The organism is Xylella fastidiosa, assembly GCF_011801475.1.
Lineage (GTDB): Bacteria > Pseudomonadota > Gammaproteobacteria > Xanthomonadales > Xanthomonadaceae > Xylella > Xylella fastidiosa.
The window spans coordinates 507583-529702 of sequence record NZ_CP044352.1 but is presented as its reverse complement, the minus strand read 5'-3'; the positions used below and the strand labels follow the sequence as shown (position 1 = coordinate 529702).

The window sequence follows — 22120 nt, the reverse complement described above, 5'->3', positions numbered from 1 at the left end:
CATTTAAAATGCCACGAGGATTCCATCCATGAATCAGGGTAAGATCGTTCAGATCATCGGCGCAATTGTCGACGTCGAATTCCCACGAAACAATGTCCCCAAAGTATATAACGCGCTGAAGATCGACGGCACAGCCATCATCTTGGAAGTGCAGCAACAGCTTGGCGACGGCATTGTACGCACAATAGCACTTGGCTCCACAGACGGCTTAAAACGCAACCTCATTGCCACCGACACCGGCCATGCAATCACAGTTCCCGTAGGCACTGGCACATTAGGTCGCATCATGGATGTACTAGGCAACCCAATCGACGAAGCAGGTCCGATCACTTATACAGATCAATGGGAAATCCATCGAAACGCTCCTTCCTATGAAGATCAAGCCTCAACCACCGAACTGCTGGAGACCGGAATCAAGGTCATCGACCTTATGTGTCCATTTGCTAAAGGCGGCAAAGTCGGATTATTCGGTGGTGCCGGTGTCGGCAAAACTGTCAACATGATGGAATTGATCAATAACATCGCCAAGGCACATAGTGGGCTGTCCGTATTCGCGGGTGTTGGCGAGCGAACCCGCGAAGGTAACGACTTCTATCACGAGATGAAAGACTCCAACGTTCTCGACAAGGTAGCAATGGTGTATGGGCAGATGAACGAACCACCGGGTAACCGTCTGCGCGTTGCGCTCACCGGTCTCACCATGGCCGAGTACTTCCGCGATGAGAAAGACAGTAGCGGCAAAGGCAAAGATGTACTTCTATTCATCGACAATATCTACCGCTACACCTTAGCTGGCACGGAAGTATCCGCCCTACTCGGTCGCATGCCCTCAGCAGTAGGCTACCAACCAACCCTTGCCGAGGAAATGGGCGTACTACAAGAACGTATCACCTCAACCGCAAATGGCTCGATCACCTCGATCCAAGCAGTGTACGTACCCGCCGATGATCTGACTGACCCATCACCTGCGACGACCTTTGGACATCTGGACTCCACAGTGACACTATCCCGCTCGATCGCCGCATTAGGCATTTACCCGGCAGTGGATCCACTGGATTCGAGCAGTCGCCAGATGGATCCGCTGATCATCGGCGAAGAACACTACAATACCACCCAACGTGTCCAACAAACTCTGCAAAAATATAAAGATCTGAAGGACATCATTGCAATCTTAGGCATGGATGAACTTTCCGAAGACGACAAACTATCCGTGTCACGTGCACGCAAAATTGAACGATTTTTCAGTCAACCATTCCATGTCGCAGAAGTATTCACCGGTGCCCCAGGTAAATACGTCCCATTAAAAGACACAATCCGTGGTTTCAAAGCAATCGTAGACGGCGAATATGACCATCTTCCCGAACAAGCCTTCTATATGGTCGGTAACATTGAAGAAGTCATCGAAAAAGCCAACAAAATGACAGCATGATTGACTTCCTCGGATAAGAATCAGCTCAATCCTCTACTGCATTGGAACAGGATTCACCCTAGAAAACACATGGCATCCATGAGCACTATCCGTTGTGACATAGTCAGCGCTGAGCAAGAGATCTTTCATGGTGAAGCCACCTTTGTCGTGGCCACAGGAGAACTTGGCGAACTGGGAATTGCCCCAAAACATGCGCCACTGATCACTCGTCTGAAACCTGGCAAAGTAGTCATTACCACTGTAAACGGCGAACAACTCGACTTCGCCATTTCTGGTGGCATCCTAGAGGTACAACCGCAAGTCGTCACGATTTTGGCAGACTCAGCAATACGTGCAGACACAATTGACGAAGTGGCCGTACGTAAAGCAAAGGAAGAAGCCGAACGCATCCTGGCCAATCGTGGCGAAACGATTGACGTAGCTAAAGCACAACAGCAATTAGTTGAAGCTGTCGTGCAGATGCAAGCATTGGAACGCCTCCGCCGCACAGTCAAACACTGACATTTTCTCCGGCAGAAGATCGGAGCTCATCACCCATTCCACTATTAGCTAGAGAAATACCGATATCGGTAATCAAAAGAGTGGGTCTAAAGCCAATTCTGCCTCGCAGTTCAAAAGCGCATAAACATATCGTGCCGCAAAGCACACCTTGAATCCCTTGACATCGGAGATCATTCGACATCGGGAACATAGGACGCTTCACATTGGACAACAACGTTCCCTAATTCATACTGCTAGAGAAAACCCATGTCATTGTCTTCCCTATTGCGGCACAACGTACATCTTGCTGCATTCATCATTAGCCTGAGCCTTTTCGGGTACACAGACCAGGCACACAGTGCCCCCAGTACATTGACCACCTTGCTGGGAAAAGTAGCAGAACGCAACGCAATCGGTGACGAAGTCGCACTCAGCAAATGGGACACTGGTAAACCCGTCCTTGATGCCTCACGCGAAACAGCAGTATTACAAAGCGTACGCGACCAAGCACCGCAGTACAGATTAGACCCAGACTTAGCTGCTCGCTTCTTCTCCGCACAAATTGAGAGCAACAAACTGGTGCAATATCAACTGCTCAACCGTTGGCAATTACGCGGCAAGGCTCCAAATCGGACGCGACCAAACCTTATCGCTCTGCGTGATCGCCTAGATCACCTGCAAAACGAACTGCTTGACGCACTAGCACAGAGTATGACTCTACGTGAACAGAACAACTGTCCATCTGAGATTGCCCTTGCCACCGAAGCCTATGCGCGACAATTGAACCTAGACAATCTCCATCATCTCGCATTAATACGCAGTCTCGGTGATTTCTGCCACTGAACTCAGTAATGCGACACCGACTGTGCGCTCACCAAGTGAGCCACGACGATGAACCAAGCCGCGGTCGTACTGCCAACCTCCAACACCCTGCTTAACGCCTCAGTCCTCCAAGAAAAACATCTACGGGCTGAATAAAATCACCCCAAGTGCTCCTTAAGCTCAAAGACATCCAAACAACTGACCAGAGAAATCCCTCAACAACACCATCCCAAAGACACCACTAACACTAACAACATTTTTGTTACCTCTGCTGCAATACGATCACTGGTACGTTTTACTAAAGTAATGACGCATCATAAGTAGCGCCCCTCCCACTATGGTTGGAGTGCCTAGAATGCAAATCTCGCTGAAACCGGACGCTACCAATGCCTCTGTCCCTACCCCTACACATCGTGATCCTTGCCGCCGGCGAAGGTAAGCGCATGAAATCGGCACTGCCAAAAGTACTGCATCCCATCGCCGGAAAACCGATGCTCGCGCATGTGATTACGACCGCACGCGCACTCACTCCAGACGCGATCCACGTAGTCTACGGCCACGCTGGCAACCAAGTCCGCGCAGCATTTGCAGACCAGACCGACCTACACTGGGTCGAACAGACTCAGCAACTTGGCACGGGACACGCAGTCAAACAAACGATGTCGGCCATCCCGAATGCAGCAAACGTACTCGTACTGTATGGCGACGTACCATTGATTCGTGCCGAAACCCTGCAACGTCTGCCAAGAGCATCTACACCGATCGCCGTACTGGTTACAGAGCTCGCAAACCCAGCTGGCTACGGCCACATCGTACGCAATAGCGAAGGCAAAGTCGCAGCGATCATTGAAGACAAAGACGCCGACGAAGAACAACGCCGCATCCATACTGTCAACACTGGCATCCTCTGTGCTGAATCAACGGCACTACGCCGTTGGCTAAGCAAACTATCAAATACCAATATGCAGGGGGAATACTACCTGACCGACATCTTTGCCAGCGCCACAGCCGACCTCACACCAGCCAACATGATCATGGTTACCGATGCTCAAGAAGTGGAAGGCGTCAATGATCTTTGGCAACTCACCCAACTGGAACGCGCCTGGCAAATACGCGCTGCACGTGCCTTGTGCCTGCAAGGCGCACGCGTGGCCGATCCAGCAAGACTGGACCAACGAGGCACAATACGCATCGGACAGAATGTCCACATTGATATTGACGTTGTGCTAGAAGGAGAAATCGAACTCGGTGATAACGTCGTAATTGGCCCATTCGTGCGACTGAAGAACGTAAAACTTGGACCTGGTACCAAAGTACACGCACACTGTGATCTGGAAGGCGTCACCACAACGGGCTCAGCACTCATCGGTCCATTTGCACGCCTGCGTCCGGAAACAATGCTGGCCGACGGCGTGCACATCGGTAACTTTGTCGAGACAAAAAACACGTCAATAGGTGCCGATAGTAAAGCCAATCACCTAACTTACTTGGGCGACGCACAAATCGGCACCAAGGTAAACATTGGTGCTGGCACCATCACTTGCAACTACGACGGCGTCAATAAATCGATCACACTGATCGGTGATGGCGCCTTCATTGGCTCACACTCGGCACTGATAGCACCCGTCAGTGTGGGTGCTGGCGCCACACTCGGTGCCGGAACAGTACTGACCCATGATGCACCAGCCCATCAACTTACTGTGGCGCGCGCACGTCAAACCACACTGGACGGCTGGCAACGCCCGAAAAAGAAAACCTAGATACACAAGACGTAACATAATGCTCATCCCTCCTTGTAACGCCTTTCATTCCTGCTTTTCCCGATACAAACTCGTGATGGCGACGTTGATTGGATAATATCATCCTACATACTCCCTACCTGGGCTCCATCACATAGCCAGAAGCACGTCTCCTGTCCAACAACAGCCACCACAGACCACCTTGCACCGAATCAAAACCCGGGCAGCCACCTCCATATCATCATTCCCGCATCGCTGGTAATTGCTACCAGACAGTGAAATGCCTAATGGCAATGTGCCTGTTTAGTCAGACTCTAGCCTCCTAAATATGACCAGGACGCTACACGTCTTTCACTGTGAAATACCGATTTTAAAAGGATCTCCTACCTCACACTTCATACCCCAGTTATATAACATCCCTGGACTCATGCCCTATGCGCCTCACAGATCCTGCACTAACAAGCTCGCCCATTCCACTTACTGGTATTCATACTCTGACACCATCAGATTAGAACTTCTTCATATAAGAACCTGCCGATGCGCCAAGGAGCACTGTGGCCTTCCCGAACAGAAAAACCATAAAGACATCCACAGAACAACAAGCACAAGCAACACACATTGCAGCAGTCGCCTACCTGAAACCCCTCAAAATACGCCCACCCGCCCTAAAACAACGGCTACCTACAGCGGCGATCTAAGCCGCTGCTCGGACGTCATCCAATGGCCTACTGAAGTCATTACGTGAAGATACAATCGCATTAAAAATACAAACGGCTGCGAAAAGTATTCAATGCATTAGCAAAAACCTACTAACATTGTTTTCCAGTGCGCCAACATTTCCACATTTCCATGAAAGTACTGGAGCAAGATCGATCCCCGGGGTTTCCTCTTGACATACGTCAACGCCAATACTCCTTCAATGTTGCTTTCGGTGTATAACAGCAAATTAGCAATCTCTGAAATACTGTAATCTTCCTTGCTAAGCGCAACGATGCGCTTAGCAAGCGTTACCAATCCAGATACTGCAATGATTTCTTCGTAAAACCTGTCAAAAAGCCTGCCTCAATCTTTGTTTCGATCTTTTTCATCGCCGTTCCGACACAAGGCTACAGATCGTACTCACCAAGAACCACCTAAGCTTACGGAACGTTCAAACTACGAGCGTCCGGCATCCTATTCAAACCAGACCTAACTGCAATACCGAGTGAAATCCTCAGACAAAAAATTGACATCGGAACGATGAAGTCTCACAAGCTGAAATGCGTTCCTATCCCCATGATTGGCCTTAAGCCGCGCCGCACCACCAGCGACGCACCCACATTATTAAAAAGCTGACGAGAAAAAAGCCGCCACGAGAGAACACGCCGCAGACATGCAAGAACAGACCGAGTGGATGCCTCAATAAAATGAGTCCTCACGCCGACAACGTTTAACTTTGACGTCAAATACTGGCCTTGAGCTGGTCAACTACACGTTGGCCGACACCGTACGCCGAAGCTGGGTTCTGGCCGGTGATAAGGCGACCATCGACCACGACATTTTCAACCCAATTAGGAGCAGACTGATGTAGCGCACCACGCTGCTTCAGCGTGGTAGCCAACAAATAAGGCACAACATTAGCGTACTTAACCTCAGTCTCCTCCTTGCCAGCGACGAGGTAACTGCCGTCAGAGAGTATTGCATTCACCAGAGCAGCAGGACCATGACAAACCGCAGAAACAATACCGTCACTTTCCCAAATACCACGGACTACGTTCTGCACGGCCAGACTGTCAGCAAAGTCCCACATCGTACCGTGACCACCAACAAAAAAGACCGCCGAGTAACGCAACGGATCAAGGTCACCGAGAACGAATGAGTCAGCGAGCGACGGAACCGCTTTGTTCTTCCAAAAACGATCATTGACCGGGTCGGAAAGATCAAAGAAGTCGATCGGTGGGTGGCCACCACGGATGGAAGCAATCTCCACCGGGATACCCGCTGCTTCAAAGACCTCAAGCGGATGGGTGAGTTCAACCATCGCGAACCCTGTAGGCTCACCGCTATCGCCGCGGATCAGATGACTGGTCACTACACACAGGATGGGTTGATGATATTGGTCATGTTTTCAAGCTCCTGATGATGTCAGCGAAGTCATGTCAATGACGAAACGATACTTAACGTCACTTTTCAACATACGCTCATAGGCCTCGTTAATTTTCTGGATGGGGATGATCTCGACATCAGAGACAATGCCGTGCTGCCCACAGAAATCGAGCATTTGCTGGGTTTCAGGCACACCGCCAATGAACGAACCCGAAATGGCCCTACGGCCACGTACCACACCTCCAGCGTTCACAGGCGTGCTGAGCGGTCCCATATAGCCGACGAGTACGAGCACACCTTCAAGTACAAGGGTGGGCATATAGGGATTGACGTCGTGATCATAAGGAGCGGTATCAATGATAACGTCAAAGCGGCTGTAGACAGCTTTCATCTGCTCCAGATCGCTGGACAACACAACACGGTCGGCTCCAAGACGGAAGGCATCTCCCTCTTTGCCGGAAGAACGCGTGAACAACGTCACATCGGCTCCAAGAGCCTTAGCCAGCTTCAAGGCCATGTGTCCGAGGCCGCCAAGACCGACCACCGCAACCTTGCTGTCTTTGCCGACATTCCAGCGACGCAGCGGCGACCATGTCGTGATGCCCGCGCAAAGCAGCGGCGCGGCTCCGGCTGGATCGAGACCATCAGGCAACAACAGCACGAACTTATCACGCACGACAATGACATCTGAATAGCCACCATAGGTGATACTGCCATCCCGCCGATCAATACTGTTATAGGTGAAGGTCGAACCTTCAATGCAGTCCTGTTCCCACCCTTTGAGACAAGGCTGGCAGTGCTGGCAAGAATCGACCATGCAACCAACACCAACCAGATCGCCCCGCTTAAAGCGGGTGACTGTCTTGCCGATCTCGCGTACACAACCGATGATCTCGTGGCCGGGCACGATTGGATAAGTAGTAAAGCCGCTGTGGTTACGGGCAAGATGCAGATCAGTGTGGCAGACACCGCAGTAAAGGATATCAATGACGACGTCATCCGGTCTGGGAGCTCTCCGTCCGAAAGCGAACCGTTCAAGCGGGCCAGTAGCCGATAGGGCAGCGAAGCCCATTACATTCATGGCGCACATTCCTTAAATTTTCGTAAAAGATCTTCCGGTCACACCACACCGGCGCAACCGGAAAAAGAAATAGCGAAATCGAATCTCAAGCGTTACCAGAAGCAAAAAGCGCTTCCAAGTTCACGAAAGGACCCAACGGAATCACATCCCAACCGATCAATCCGGCCTCGGCGAGAGGAAACTTGGAAAGAGACTTCCTGGCAGCATCCGCAGACTCAGCTTCCACAATGATGACCACACCAGGGCGGTCCCTGTCGGAAATAGATATCACTGATAATGTCACTCTTATACATCTGCCAACCATGACGGACTTCATCCAGCATGTACGGCTGATATTTCTCCAAAATATTTCTCCAAGCTCGCACCAGGCTGGGGAACGTCAAGACACAACAATTTCATATTCAAACCCCCTCGTTCCGGGGTATAACGGATTACACGGGCTGAAAGCGGCGCACGGTCTCCGCCACGCGCAGACCTAGATGTTGTGCGGTCTTCAAATCGCTGGCGGGCGGCGCGATCTCCGGAGCCGCATCGTTATTCGACTGCGTCATCACGCCTAGCCAGCTTCCGAGGCGATTAAGATCGTCCGGACTGCCGGTGCTGCTGTTATTGCCCGGCATCAGGTCGAGTCCCACCCAGATCATTCCATGCTGAGCAGCGAACAACACCATCGACATCAGCGAATTGAGCTTGTCACCATGCTGTGCCCCTGAGTTGGTAAAACCCGCGGCAATCTTGTTGCGCCATTTCTGCGACACCCAGGCCTTCTTGGTCGAGTCCTCAAAGAACTGCTTGAACTTCGCACTAATCAAACCGTTATAGGTCGGCGAACCAAAAATGATTGCATCGCTCCTCTCCAGAGCCTCCCAGTCCACCGAACCATCAGCAACGGCCATGAGTCTAACATCGGCACCTTTCATTTCCTGAACACCTGCCGCAACGGCCTGAGCAACCCGCGCAGTGTGCCCATAACCGCTGTCATACACGATCGAAATCAGCATCTATTTCACCTTAATTTATTAAATTCTGAAAAACAGTAATTGAACCGGGAAACTGCAAACTTTCAAACTTCCCGAGCCATGTCCAAATCTCCACTTAACTTGCCAGCCACTATAAAGCAGAATTCATATCAACAATAGAGGATACATTTCCACTCAATGATTCAAAAAATTCTACAATAATAAATTATATAAATTTTATGAGGTATATGAAGATATGCAGAACATGTTCGATGGTGTGCAACTATTCGTTGAAGTCGTTGAAGCCGGCGGCTTCGCCAAAGCAGGTAAACGACTTTCACTCACCCGCTCCACAATCGGCAAAGCAATCGCCCGTCTAGAAATGCGCCTCGGCGTCCAGCTTTTTCAACGGACAACGAGAGTGCAGTCCCTCACCGAAGACGGCCAGCAGTATTACGAACGGTGCCTTCGTGCAATCAAAGAATTACGTGCTGGCGAAGCCATGCTTGAGCAAGGTCGGCGAGAAGTGGCCGGACGACTGCATGTCTCCTTGCCGGTTCTGTTCGGACGGCAATGTGTCGCCCCCATCCTGCGCACCTATGCACGAGAACATCCCCAGCTAGAACTCGAACTAAATTTCAGCGACCATCATGTCGACCTGATTGCCGACGGTTTCGACCTTGCGGTACGCAACGGCCCTCTGGGCAATGGCACCACACTACGCGCACGCCGCTTAGGGAACCAACGCAAAATCCTATGCGCTTCACCGACTTACTTGGCCGCAAGAGGCAAACCCCACACACTTGCAGACCTCGCAGACCACGACTTGCTCACCTACTGCCGCAATGACCGTAACATGGCCTGGACACTTCCCGACGCAACAGGTGCCCTCGTCGACATTCCGATCACCTCCCGACTGCGTTGCAACGATCTGGAGGTCATTGCGGATACCGCCGTCGATGGAATGGGAGTTGCCTGGCTACCCTACTGGCTACTTATGGAACGGATGCAACGCGGCGAACTCATCGGCATTTGGGGGGATCGTCCAAGTGCAGTAATAGAGTGTCATGTAGTTTGGCCTGCCGCCCAGCATGTGCCCCTACGCTCCAGACTAGCAATCAACCTACTTGCCGCTGAATTACCTAAATATCTGGAAGCCTGAGATGTATAGTGGCATTTGACTAACCCTCATAACAAAAAATAACAAAATTCCCCATAACCCTATCAACGACGTACATCAACATCGCATCAATCGTTACCAGCCACCATCATCCTCCCGATCAACAACGACCCCATGCTGACATGCGAACGCCTATCCACATCCGCACCCACCGCCTCAATGGCGGAAAACATCTCACGCAGATTGCCAGCAATAGTCAGACCATCCACTGGATAAGCAATCGCCCCATTCTCAATCCAAAAACCAGCCGCCCCACGCGAATAATCACCAGTCACCGGATTCACACCACTGCCCATTAATTCAGTCACCAGCAAACCACGCGGTAACCCAGCAACAAGCGCATCCAGATCAGCAGCATTGGCTATCACCTCAAGATTGTGCACACCACCTGCGTTGGCAGTACTCTGCAAGCCAAGCTTGCGTGCCGAATAACTACTCAACACATAACGCTGCAATACCCCGCCTGCAACCAGCGGAGCATCACAAGTCGCCACACCTTCAGCATCGAACGTCGCCGAGCGAAGCCCACGGCGCAAATGGGGGCGCTCATTAATCGCAAACCACTCTGGGAACAACCGGGTCCCAACACTATCAAGCAGAAAACTAGCACGACGATACAACGCCCCACCGGAAACCGCATTGAGCAAATGCCCAATCAACGAACGTGCAACTTCTGGAACGAACAATACTGGTAACTGAGTCGTCGCCAAAGAACGCGGCTGCAACCGCGCAACAGTGCGCTCCGCAGCCTTACGTCCAACTGCAACAGGCAACTCCAAATCCTCTCGTGCCAGAGCGTTGGTATACCAACCATCACGCTGCATTCCATCCCCATCACCAGCGATCAACGCACAACTCATCGAATGCTGAGTCATACGCTCACGACCGACAAAACCATGCGAATTGGCATACACAGACAACGCAAAACGAGTACTGACCGAAGCACCATCAGAATTGACAATACGCGCATCAGCAGCGCGGCCTGCTGCTTCACACCCCAGAGCCAAATCCACCGCAGTACCGGCCTCCAGAGTCCACGGATGCCAACAATCCAGATCAGGGAACACCGTTGCCATTCGCACTGGATCAGCCAACCCATTCGCTGGATCATCCTCCGTATAACGAGCAATCGCACACGCTTGTGCAACTGTGGCCTCCAAACTTGCCTCTTGCAAATCGACAGTACTAGCACTGCCCTTACGCTGACCAAAATACAGAGTCACCCCAATACTGCGATCACACGTAGACTCAACCGTCTCCACATCGCCCATCCGCACATTCACATCCAACCCACGCTCCTCACTGCAACCCACTTCAGCCTGAGTAGCACCACATGCATGAGCACGCTCCAGCAAACGCTGCGCAATATCAGCCAGAACATCCAAACGCACCTGGCTATCATCAACACTATTGAGATCTGTGGAACATACGTTCAATGTCTTATCCTGTTGAAGTCAGCGTGCCTATGTACACGGTCGACAAAGTTTATTTTTAAATGTGGAAGAATGGTGCAATGCGCGGATGTAATAAAGAAACCGGCGAATTCCTTGGCCCCAGCCGCAGCCAACAACGCCGTACAGCACTTGAAGTCCTAGTACTCTCCGAAAAACTAGCAGCACTCACACCTGCCCAGTTGGCCAAACTGCCAATCCCCGAGAGATTACTACCACACATCACCGAAACCAAACGGATCACATCACACATTGCCCGCAAGCGCCAGCTTGCCTTTCTCGCCAAACAAATGCGACGCGAAGACGACACCACGCTAGAAGCGATCCGCGAGAAACTTAATGCCAGCGGCATACAGGCACAACGTGAGGTTGCAACCTTGCATCGGACTGAACAGTGGCGCAAACGCCTCCTCGAAGAAGGCGACAGCGCACTCACTGAACTATTAAACCAATACCCACAAGCAGATTGCGGAAAACTGCGCCAATTACTGCGCAACAGCAAAACCGAACAAGCCAGGAACAAAGCACCGCAGGCATTCCGCGAACTGTACCAAGTACTCCATGGATTGATCATCACCCAAAACAGCGACAATCAGCACCAAACACCACAATAATCGACCAAACCATGCCGTGATAAACACAACACCGCCATTCACCCGGCATACCAGACTAAATCAAAGTCTCCTGAACACAATAGCGCTGCCTCACTACCATACCAACCGCCATCGTGTTGCATCGCAAACCCTTAAGCACATTTCCCTTATAGGTAGGCAACGCAACAACAACAAAACCGTGCAGCCTCACTAAAGAATCTCACTGCATCAAAGCATATAGCCACCCCTGAATCACCAAACACTGCACGCAAAAACTTCCAAGAAGTGTCATTGAGCAACGACGCCACCCCAGCCCAAAGAGCCCCTTCATCCAAACAACAGCTAGAGCCAAAAAAACCTCGCTCAAAACGGCCTACACTGTCTCTGATGTCAATCGCATCTTCTCTACTCTATTCGAACATCAATCGAAACAGCCACCTCCCCGCTGCGTCTCCAATAACAACAATCAGCAGAACCAGAAAAAACCCTTCGACCACCTTTTAACCTAACCGCATTCATGCCTGAGTCCCCCCCACCGTCAACCCATCAATGAGTAACGACGGTTGGCCGACACCGACGGGCACACTCTGCCCATCTTTGCCACAGACCCCGACCCCCGCATCCAACGCCAAATCATCCCCAATCATGCGCACCCGCTGCATCGTCTCAGGACCATTGCCAATCAGCGTAGCCCCCTTAATCGGAGCAGTCACCCGGCCATCCTCAATCAAATAAGCTTCAGTCGCCGAAAACACGTACTTGCCGCTGGTAATGTCGACCTGCCCCCCCCGAAATTAACCGCATACAGTCCCTTCTTAACCGAACGGATCATCTCCTCACGACTATGTGCACCAGCACGCATATACGTATTGGTCATGCGTGGCATCGTCAAGTGTGCAAACGACTCACGGCGACCATTACCAGTCGATGCCACTCCCATCAACCGAGCATTCAACGTATCCTGCATATAACCAACCAACACACCGTCTTCAATCAATGTGGTGCATTGCGTAGGCGTCCCTTCGTCATCAATATTGAGCGAACCACGACGACCATCCAGCGTCCCATCATCAACAATCGTCACCCCTGGTGACGCGACGCGCTCACCAATACGACCGGCATAAACACTGGTAGCCTTACGGTTGAAATCACCCTCAAGACCATGGCCCACCGCCTCGTGCAACAACACACCAGGCCAACCAGCACCAAGCACCACCGGCATCACACCAGCCGGAGCCGGAATCGCCTCAAGATTCACCAACGCTTGGCGAAGCGCCTCCCGTGCAAAAGCCTCCGGGCGGCCATCGGCAAACAACTCAGCATATCCATAACGCCCGCCACCACCGGCATAACCAGATTCACGGCGACCATGACCCTCAACGATCACCTGCACATTCAATCGCACCAACGGGCGCACATCCGCAGCGAGCACACCATCACTGCGTGCAATCAACACCACATCGACACCACCAGACAAATTAACCATCACCTGAGTGACACGCGGATCAGCCACACGCAATAACTGATCGACACGCCGCATCACCGCAATCTTCTCAGCATTATCCATCCCACCCACCGGATCCAATGCCGGATACAAACACAGCTCCCGCCCATGACGGCGCAACACCGCATGTGTCCCCTGCACCCCATCCCCAGGTGAACGCGAAATCGCACGCGCGGCATACGCCGCTTCAAGCAACGCATCCCGGTTAATGTCATCGGAATAAGCAAAACCGGTCTTCTCACCAGAAATAGCACGCACCCCGACACCCTGTTCAATCGAGTGCGTTCCATCCTTGACAATACCGTCCTCTATACTCCAACTCTCACGACGCGCGTGCTGGAAATACAGGTCGCCAAAATCGACCCCAGGTCCGAGTAACGTTCCGAAAATAGAATCAATTTGGCCGTCATCCAGACCGGCAGGCAACAACAGCCGGGATTCGGCGACAGAGAGTGCGGTATTTTTCATGAGTCAAGAATGCGGGCGGATTAACAAACACGCAAGCACTCCCACTGAATTAACAAGATCAAATCAAACGAAGGCAGCACACATACCCACTTCATCATCACAATACACCGATCAACCAGCCCCCCTAATTCTCCGACTTACTATTGGAAGGCTTATCACGCTGACGCGAGTCCAGATTCATCACCTGGACCTTTGGATCATTCCAAGGCCCACTCACATGATAGGTTTTGGAACCGATCGCACCCAATGACTTACCAAGCACCATATTGGCGGCCGCACCCACCGCCGCACCCACCGGACCTCCAGCTACCGCACCAACCACCGTCAACAAATTGCCGCTTTTGGGATTCACATCCACGATCTGATCAAACGTCTGCGTAGATAAATCAGACTGACCACGGATCGCAATATTCACCGCTGGTCCCTCAATCTTGAGTCTATCCGTGTGCGCCTTACCATCCCCAAAGTGCACTTCACCATAGAAGCGATTAAACGCTAAACCCTTAGAAAATAAATCGCGGAAATCCAGCATCAAGCGCCGTGGCAGCTGCGTCACACTGAGTAACCCAAGCACCCGACCAGCCCCAGGCTTGAGTTCCAGTAACTGGCCATTACGCGCATTCACCTTTAAATCACCACTCAGCGAAGGCAACTGGAAACCGACCGGCGGTCCATTCCAACCAGCACTCAACTGAATCTGCCCCTCACCGCCACGCAATTGCTCCCCATAACCGATCGCTTGTGCCAACTCCCCAAGATCACGGCTATCGACCCGCGCCGACAGTCGAATGCTGGCGGCCTCCCCTTTACCCCGCCACGTAGCGAACATCGATAACCGCTGACTAGGCGAATTTGTCTGCAACTGATCTACCTGAATCCCATCAGACAAGCGCCGAGTACGCAACCCCACACGGCCAAGCTTGACCTGACCTAACCTCGCATCTTCCACCTCAAACGCCAAAGATGGAATCGAAGCCGGATCGACATCCGCCATTGCAGACTGCACCGACCCAGACACCTTCACCGACGGAGCCTGCGCTGCCTGCCAGTGCAACACACCCAAACTGCCCGTGACCGTACCGTCAATTGACTCAGGAATGTTCAATTGACCAGACAATGCCGGCCCATCCACCACCACCGCAACCCCTTGATGCACCGGACGCAACTGAAATCGAGTATTCGGGAACATCCCACCCAACAGCAACAAACTATCCACCTGCAGATCAATCAACCGCAACGGCAAATCTGAGGAAACAGCAGACCCACCACGCACTAACCTCACCCAGTCGATTGCATCAAGCGACGTACTGTGTCCAATAACAACCAAACCATGCTCCAGCGGTGCCTCGCGCACGTTGTCACCCCCCATAACCACACGCACACCGACCCCTGCCCCATCTCGATGACGCACACGCGCCGCAACCAACTTACCCAATGCCAAAGCGATATCACCCTGCTCCATGGGTAAAGCAACATTTATATGAGCAGGCAACACCCTGCCGCTCCCTTTGTCCAACGGCGCCGGCAAATTCAACGCCGTACCGACCAGATCCGAATCCAAAGTTAAATGACCCAAGACCCTGTGAGCGTCAGGCACACTCTTAGCCAAATCAACACCGATCCGCCATTGCGAAATACCATTGACATAAGGCCGCAACCAATCCATCTGAGGCGCATGACGCAGCAAAGACTTGACATTGACCGCTGCCGACAACCGCGCCTGGAATATCTGTGCTGGATCATCAACCGCATCACCCACCCGCACACTTAAACGCCCCTCCAACCCCTGATGCAGCACATGCAAGCCCTCAGCACTGAAACCATCGCTGCTATAGCGCACAGGACCACGCACATTCTCAAAAGCGAGATTCCAACGCCGGTCAATATAATTCACATTCTCCAGCGACACCTCACCCCCAAAATGACCGTAGTCCGCGCCCTGCTCATGACGCAAAGGCAGATGCATATCAAAACTGACACTCGCCGGACCACTCGCACTGACACTGTCCAAAGTATCCGCATCGTGTTGATGCAATGGACTGCGCCGCAACAGCCCCAACAACCGAGTCGCATCACTTTGGACATGAGCACGTACATAGAGATCGCCCTTCTCAAAATCCTCTATACCCGCCTCCAACTGAACTTGTGGCACGCCAGCAAGCTCCCCCCGTCCCTTGATCGAAAAACCATTACCGATAAAAGCGATATCAGCATCCAGCTTTTCCAATACAGGCCACTCGGACTGAAATCGCATCACCCCACCATGGATACGGCCAGCCGCCTCAAAATAACCGTCATGGTTATTAAACGGCCAATCCTTCAACTCCCCCTCAATGAGAGCAAAGCCACCGCTAGTCGAACCATTGACCAAAGCAGCATTCAGCCAATCAATCAACTCACGACTCATCTTAGAACGAACCCAAAAGCGCTTGGCCACTGGCACCGCAACATCATCCAACTGCACAGCCAGTGAAATACGCGGCAACGTGCCATGCCCTTCGAACCACAGCCCACCACGCAGATTTGCCCCGTAATCGGCTGCCTGCACCCGCAATGCTGGCGTTGCAACTTTCCAACCATCACCTTGACGCCAACCGACAATACGCCCCGCCAAGTGGATTTCATGCCTACGTCCAAACCCGGAAGGCCAATCAAGATGCACCGACGCATCAGAATCCAAAGTCAGCACCGCCCCCTGCGCATCCCCCTCCAACGTACCGCGGACCCCACTCAGACCAGGAGCATCAGCCACAGGTAGAAAACCAAGCTGCTCAACACGGCCAGCAACCCAAAACCAACCATCGGCCTGCTTGCTCACATGCAACCCAGCAACCCGCAACTGTGGCCGTGCATGCAGCAACCAAGTACGCAGATCCGGCGCAAGCCAATCGCCAAGCGCCAACACCGCCAACACCGCTCCGGCATCTACAGCATTTGGTGCACTGACCGTATAGAACGAACCTCCTTCGACCACCACCCCATCCAACTTTTGCAGCCTCCCCGATTCCCCCATCCGCAACCGAGGCGCCACAACCCGCCACCCATCCCCCTGACGTTGCCAACGCACCAACACCTGTAACTGCGGCCAAAACACCCTTGGCACCACTGTCTGTCCAGCAAGACGCCCCCCTCGAATCGGACCCCTTGTAGATCACCTTGCACCGTCACCTGCTCGACATGGTGGCGATGAAGTTGCGCCCAAACCCGCACATGGCCAGCACCATCACGTAGGTGGACTCCTCTCATCACACCAGCAAGCAAGGATGACCAAGACGCCAACTGATTCGGCAGCGTCTCAACATAAACATCACCATCACCACTCACACGATCAAAATCGACAACCCCTGTCACCGGGGCACGCGCTGAATCCAACCAACCATGAACACCAGCGCGTAGCCGATCTCCGGCCACACGCACCCGCAGATTAATCTGCGACAACGTCGTACTCACCCCTGACGACGGAGCATCCACACTGAGCCGACCACCGATCACCTGTAACTCACCCAACCGCCGCAATACCTCCAACGGATCGCCCTCAACATCACGGGGCAACCCATAGACCGACCAACGTCCCGCACTGTCACGATGTACAGTCAACGCCACCCCACGCAACCGCAACTCGATCAGCGAATGCCCTGGAAGAATCCCTGTATACATCGCCACCAGCATCTCTACTTGCCCAATCCCCACCTTACCCTGCGGACCGATACGTACCCCCTGCAAACGCAGCAATGGACCGCGCTGCGTCCAAGATGTACTCAACGTATCGAAGCGCACCGGCTGACCCGCACGCACACTGAGCCAGTCCGCCACTTGCTGTGGATGACGTTCCACCACTGGCAAGAGCTGGCTCACTACCCCATCGCCAACGCCACTGCAACAAAGACAGCAACGCAAGCGTACGCCGCGTAACGGAAAACACGGGGGAAGCGCAACAAAGAAGACACCTTAAACAATAGCAAGCTTGAAAAAATCGGCCGCATGGAACCCCATCATATCCATCTGCCGTGAAACAAATACCCACCTTGACACACGCATAATGAACATCCACAACCACATATCCACCATGTACACCACACATGGCACCAAATCATTCACAACAACACCACCTCATACTGCTCCTGCAAATAGTGCGGATCAGCCTGAAACCGAATCGCTTTGCCAAGCACCGCCTCCAACTCAGCAACCGCAGCAGACTCCTCATCCGTCATCCTGGACACCACATTGGGTGAGGCAATCACCAACAACCGCACCGCATCGAACTGACGCACTGCACGGGTGATATCACGGAATATCTCGTAGGTCACCGTCTCGACCGTTTTGATCGTGCCACGCCCCCCGCATGTCTGGCACGTCTCAGACAACTGCCTCTGCAAACTTTCCACAGTACGTTTGCGCGTCATCTCAACCAAACCCAGCGGCGAAAAATCGTACACCGTGGTCTTGGCATGGTCACGTATCAATGCTTTCTCCAACACACGCAACACTTGGCAACGGTGTTCGGCGTCTTGCATGTCGATAAAATCAATGACGATAATCCCGCCAAGATTACGCAACCGCAGTTGACGTGCCAACGCCTGCGCCGCCTCCAGATTAGTACGAAACACCGTCTCCTCCAGAGTACGCTTACCGACAAAGGAACCGGTATTCACATCCACCGTGGTCATCGCCTCAGTTTGCTCAATGACAAGATACCCCCCTGATTTAAGAGGGATTTGTCTATCCAAAGCGCGACCGATCTCATCCTCCACACCATAAAGATCGAAAATCGGATGATCGCCGACATACAACTCCAACTTATCCGCCAGCACCGGCATATATTTCGTCACAAATCCCTGCAACTGGGCGAAAGCCTCCTTCGAGTCCACCTTGATCTTTTCCACATCTTTACGGATTAGATCGCGCACCGAACGCAACGAAAGACTCAAATCCTCATAGAGGAGACTGCACACAGGCAATTCACGCCCACGCCGCTCCACCACACCCCACAACCGCGACAAATAGGCAATATCCTCAACAAGCACATCAGCAGACTGGCCCTCAGCATTGGTACGGACGATATAACCGTAATCACCGTACTGCGCCGCCAGATCCGTCACGACTGCTTTCAACCGCGCACGCTCTGCTTCATCTTCAATCCGGAGCGAAACCCCAACCATCTTAGACTGCGGCAGCAACACTAAATAACGCGAAGGAATGCTGATCTGAGTGGTCAAACGCGCACCTTTCGTACCGATCGGCTCCTTAAGCACCTGAACCATCAACTCCTGCCCATCACGCAGTAACTCAACAATTGGTATCTCAGATAAAGGCGGCACTGTCGTTTCATCAGTATCAATCACACTGGAATCAGCAGGCGCAGACCGCACCACATCGTTAACGTGTAGAAAAGCGGTACGTTCCATTCCCACATCAACAAAAGCCGCCTGCATCCCAGGCATGACGCGCTGCACCCTACCTTTGTAGATATTCCCAACCACACCACGACACCCATCGCGCTCAATGTGCAACTCCTGAAGCAAACCGTTTTCAACGACTGCCACACGCGTTTCACCAAAAGTCACGTTAACTAAGATCTCCTCTGACATCTAACTCTCCTCGAACGTAGCCAGCAACTGAGCGGTTTGCTGTAGCGGTAACCCCATCACCCCAGAATAACTACCGACCAAACGGCTGACGAAACACTCCCCTCGTCCTTGGATAGCATATGCACCAGCCTTCCCCATCGGCTCACCACTGTCCACGTAACGCGCGATCTGTCCCTGACTCAACAACGCAAAACTCACCTCCGAAACCACCAATACCTGCGCTGCCACACCTCCAGCCGCCACCAACGACACCGCCGTCATCACCTGATGAGTACGCCCAGATAAAGCGGCCAACATCGTTGCCGCTTCAGCCAAATCGACCGGCTTACCGAAGACGCGGCCATCCAACACCACCTCGGTATCCGCACCCAACACCTTCGGCGCAAACGCATCCCCCACCCTTGCCAACCCCACCTGCGCCTTCTCTTGCGCCACACGGCGCACATAATCCTGGGGAAGTTCGTCCTCCCTACGCACCTCAGGAATCTCTAGATCAATGACTTGGAATGGAATATCCAAGCGTTGCAATAATTGCCGACGGCACAGCGAACGGGAGGCGAGATAGAGCATACGTGGAAGAATAACCCGCGCGCATACCAAACTTACGTTACCCTTCTCAGATCACAATTTATTCATTAGCGACACATCTCACTGACTCACAGTGTATTCACCAACCAAGGAAAAATTGATGCGTATTGCATTACCACCAGTACTAATTGCCCTGTCCCTGTTCACGGGATTGGCCACAAGAGCCCATGCTCACGACTCTTCCAGCTGCAACCTGCCCAACGATGCAACCTTACTCAGCATTTCCACAGAAGGAGAGAGCAAGCGCACCCCGGACACCGCCAACCTATCGGCAAGCGTGTTCACCAAGGACCCCAGCAGCAACGCCGCCATGAGCCAAAACGCCGAGCGAATGAGCCGGGTGATGGCCGGCATCAAGGCTGCAGGCATCCCCAATAATGATGTGCAAACCAGCAGCATTTCGCTTTACCCGCAATACGTCTATCAAGAAAAGCTTGGCCAAAAACTCACCGGTTACCAAGCCAGCAATACCATCAACATCAAGGTACGTGACCTTACCAAGCTCGGTAAAATTATCGACATTTTGACAACCAACGGCGTCAGCCAACTCAATGGCCCAAGCTTTGAGATCGACCAGATTGAATCGGCCTACGACGAAGCGCGCCTCTCCGCATTACAAAAAGCCCAAGCACAAGCCAAGTCCTATGCTGACCGTCTGGGCCTTAAGGTACGCCGAGTAATTGATATCTCCGAGAGCCGCGGCGGCGACTCACGTCCAATGAAAGTGATGTTCACCCGCGCAATGAAAGACAATACAGAAACCCCAATCTCCCTTGGTGAAAACAGCATCGGCGTTTCACTCAATATCAAATTTGAATTAGGGAAATAGAAAACAAAACATCTTGGGATTCCCCATCAAGATTGCAACAAACTCAAGAGTGATTCGTACAAGCACCGTCAGCATGTCTCTTCATTAGAAAACAAAATATGCTTGGCGGTGCCTTGTTCTGAAAAATAACCACTTTCATTTACAAAAGAAAACAACACATCCGCAGTAACCAATACCTGCTTCGGCCATATTTGAATCTGGCACCCCAAGAACTCCCGTATTTTGAGGCACTCTTATTTAAGATGTGATCCACAAAAACAGGGCAATGATGGACATCATGACTTGACTGCCCATTTGGCAGCTTCTGCAGTATTTCTTGATCTACTGTTTTTACGGATGAGCGATCAAATTAACCCTATCCGCCTTAATTATCCTGTCCTGCATTCCCTTCACCGTCACGCCCCCTACCTCTAGCAGCAACAAAGACACCGAATTTCACATTCATCCGGATGAAGAGATAGAATAATCCAGCCCCACCGATCACGTTGCCATGATTCCAATCAGCTTCGAGTTTTATCCACCCAAAAACGACGATCAACGCGCACAGTTGGACAGGACAGCAAACCGGCTACGCGCATTCGCACCAGAATATGTCTCCTGCACCTTCGGCGCCGGTGGCTCCACACTCAGTTACACCTCAGAAACAGTGCGCCATCTCAGCCAACACCACGGCTTTGACGCCGCACCGCATCTGTCCTGTGTGGGCGGCAGTCGCCAAGAAATCCGCGAACTTCTCAAACTGTACCGCGCGATTGGCTGCCAACGCATCGTGGCGCTACGCGGCGATCTCCCCTCGGGCATGGGCCACCCCGGCGACCTCCGCTACGCAGCTGACCTGATTACCTTCATCCGTGCCGAGCATGGCGATCACTTCCACCTAGAGATCGGCGCATACCCGGAAACCCACCCACAAGCCAGCAACACACTGAACGACCTTCACTATTTCAAAGCCAAAGTCGATGCAGGCGCCGATGCGGCAATCACTCAATACTTTTACAACCCAGACGCCTATTTCCACTTCGTCGACGCAGTGCAGCGCCTGGGCGTCACCATCCCCATTGTTGCCGGAGTCATGCCCATCTCCAACTTTGACCAGTTGCGCCATTTCTCCGAACAATGCGGCGCCGAAATACCTCGCTGGATTACAAAAAAAATGCAGGCTTACGGCGACGACACCAAATCGATACGCGCGTTCGGTGCCGACGTCGTGACCGCACTATGTGAGCGGCTAATCGCTGGCGGCGCACCGGGGCTGCACTTCTACACGCTCAACCTAGCCAAACCAAGCACCCAAGTGCTGCAACGCTTAGGCTATTGAAGCCAC

The 22120-nt window shown here is 52.5% G+C and carries 15 protein-coding genes and 2 pseudogenes; 8 read left to right on the top strand and 9 right to left on the bottom strand.

Annotation, left to right across the window (positions count from 1 at the left end; genetic code table 11):
• The first annotated feature begins 28 nt into the window (after positions 1-28).
• From atpD to glmU, 4 genes are all read left to right on the top strand, one after another.
• Positions 29-1429 carry a F0F1 ATP synthase subunit beta gene (atpD, locus tag F7G16_RS02230; RefSeq protein ID WP_004090068.1) on the top strand — a complete coding sequence of 467 codons (1401 nt, stop codon included), beginning with the start codon at positions 29-31 and terminating at the stop codon, positions 1427-1429.
• A 78-nt stretch (positions 1430-1507) separates the two neighbouring features.
• Positions 1508-1930: a F0F1 ATP synthase subunit epsilon gene (locus F7G16_RS02225; RefSeq protein ID WP_004090067.1), complete on the top strand. Its 423-nt coding sequence runs from the start codon at positions 1508-1510 to the stop codon at positions 1928-1930.
• A 246-nt stretch (positions 1931-2176) separates the two neighbouring features.
• Complete coding sequence (locus tag F7G16_RS02220) at positions 2177-2752, top strand: chorismate mutase (RefSeq protein WP_004090066.1); 576 nt, start codon at positions 2177-2179, stop codon at positions 2750-2752.
• A 371-nt stretch (positions 2753-3123) separates the two neighbouring features.
• Positions 3124-4491: a bifunctional UDP-N-acetylglucosamine diphosphorylase/glucosamine-1-phosphate N-acetyltransferase GlmU gene (gene glmU / locus F7G16_RS02215; protein ID WP_172632651.1), complete on the top strand. Its 1368-nt coding sequence runs from the start codon at positions 3124-3126 to the stop codon at positions 4489-4491.
• Between the two features lie 1420 nt (positions 4492-5911).
• Here the strand turns inward: glmU and F7G16_RS02210 are convergent.
• The 4 genes from F7G16_RS02210 to F7G16_RS02195 form a co-directional block, all read right to left on the bottom strand.
• The gene (locus tag F7G16_RS02210) at positions 5912-6541 is read right to left on the bottom strand and encodes a type 1 glutamine amidotransferase domain-containing protein (protein ID WP_011097644.1); all 630 of its coding nucleotides are present in this window, start codon (positions 6539-6541) and stop codon (positions 5912-5914) included.
• A gap of 36 nt (positions 6542-6577) precedes the next feature.
• Positions 6578-7636 (bottom strand): NAD(P)-dependent alcohol dehydrogenase, encoded by a 1059-nt coding sequence (locus F7G16_RS02205; protein ID WP_004090054.1) that lies wholly within the window; start codon positions 7634-7636, stop codon positions 6578-6580.
• Positions 7637-7721: 85 nt separating this feature from the next.
• Positions 7722-7907, bottom strand: a complete 186-nt coding sequence (locus tag F7G16_RS12075) for a hypothetical protein (protein WP_228446166.1) — start codon at positions 7905-7907, stop codon at positions 7722-7724.
• Between the two features lie 160 nt (positions 7908-8067).
• Positions 8068-8637 (bottom strand): flavodoxin family protein, encoded by a 570-nt coding sequence (locus F7G16_RS02195; RefSeq protein WP_004090052.1) that lies wholly within the window; start codon positions 8635-8637, stop codon positions 8068-8070.
• Between the two features lie 214 nt (positions 8638-8851).
• Here F7G16_RS02195 and F7G16_RS02190 point away from each other — a divergent pair, with 214 nt between their 5' ends.
• The gene (locus F7G16_RS02190; protein ID WP_004090051.1) at positions 8852-9757 is read left to right on the top strand and encodes a LysR family transcriptional regulator; all 906 of its coding nucleotides are present in this window, start codon (positions 8852-8854) and stop codon (positions 9755-9757) included.
• An 86-nt stretch (positions 9758-9843) separates the two neighbouring features.
• Here F7G16_RS02190 and pmbA read toward each other — a convergent pair whose 3' ends face one another.
• Entirely contained in the window at positions 9844-11211 is a 1368-nt protein-coding gene (pmbA, locus tag F7G16_RS02185; RefSeq protein ID WP_004090050.1) for a metalloprotease PmbA, read from the bottom strand.
• A 77-nt stretch (positions 11212-11288) separates the two neighbouring features.
• On the opposite strand from pmbA, the gene yjgA reads away from it, so the two are divergent.
• Positions 11289-11840: a ribosome biogenesis factor YjgA gene (yjgA, locus tag F7G16_RS02180; RefSeq protein ID WP_004090049.1), complete on the top strand. Its 552-nt coding sequence runs from the start codon at positions 11289-11291 to the stop codon at positions 11838-11840.
• 494 nt (positions 11841-12334) lie between these two features.
• On the opposite strand, the pseudogene tldD reads toward yjgA, so the two are convergent.
• From tldD to F7G16_RS02160, 4 genes and pseudogenes are all read right to left on the bottom strand, one after another.
• Positions 12335-13791: pseudogene (gene tldD / locus F7G16_RS02175) on the bottom strand (metalloprotease TldD).
• Between the two features lie 124 nt (positions 13792-13915).
• Positions 13916-17774: pseudogene (locus F7G16_RS02170) on the bottom strand (YhdP family protein).
• A 111-nt stretch (positions 17775-17885) separates the two neighbouring features.
• On the bottom strand, positions 17886-19379 hold the full coding sequence (gene rng / locus F7G16_RS02165) for a ribonuclease G (protein WP_004090042.1): 1494 nt from the start codon (positions 19377-19379) through the stop codon (positions 17886-17888).
• Complete coding sequence (locus F7G16_RS02160) at positions 19380-19949, bottom strand: Maf-like protein (RefSeq protein ID WP_004090041.1); 570 nt, start codon at positions 19947-19949, stop codon at positions 19380-19382. It abuts the gene before it with no gap.
• Positions 19950-20067: 118 nt separating this feature from the next.
• Here F7G16_RS02160 and F7G16_RS02155 point away from each other — a divergent pair, with 118 nt between their 5' ends.
• On the top strand, positions 20068-20796 hold the full coding sequence (locus tag F7G16_RS02155; protein ID WP_004090040.1) for an SIMPL domain-containing protein: 729 nt from the start codon (positions 20068-20070) through the stop codon (positions 20794-20796).
• 490 nt (positions 20797-21286) lie between these two features.
• Entirely contained in the window at positions 21287-22114 is an 828-nt protein-coding gene (metF, locus tag F7G16_RS02150; protein ID WP_004090038.1) for a methylenetetrahydrofolate reductase [NAD(P)H], read from the top strand.
• Positions 22115-22120: the final 6 nt, after the last annotated feature.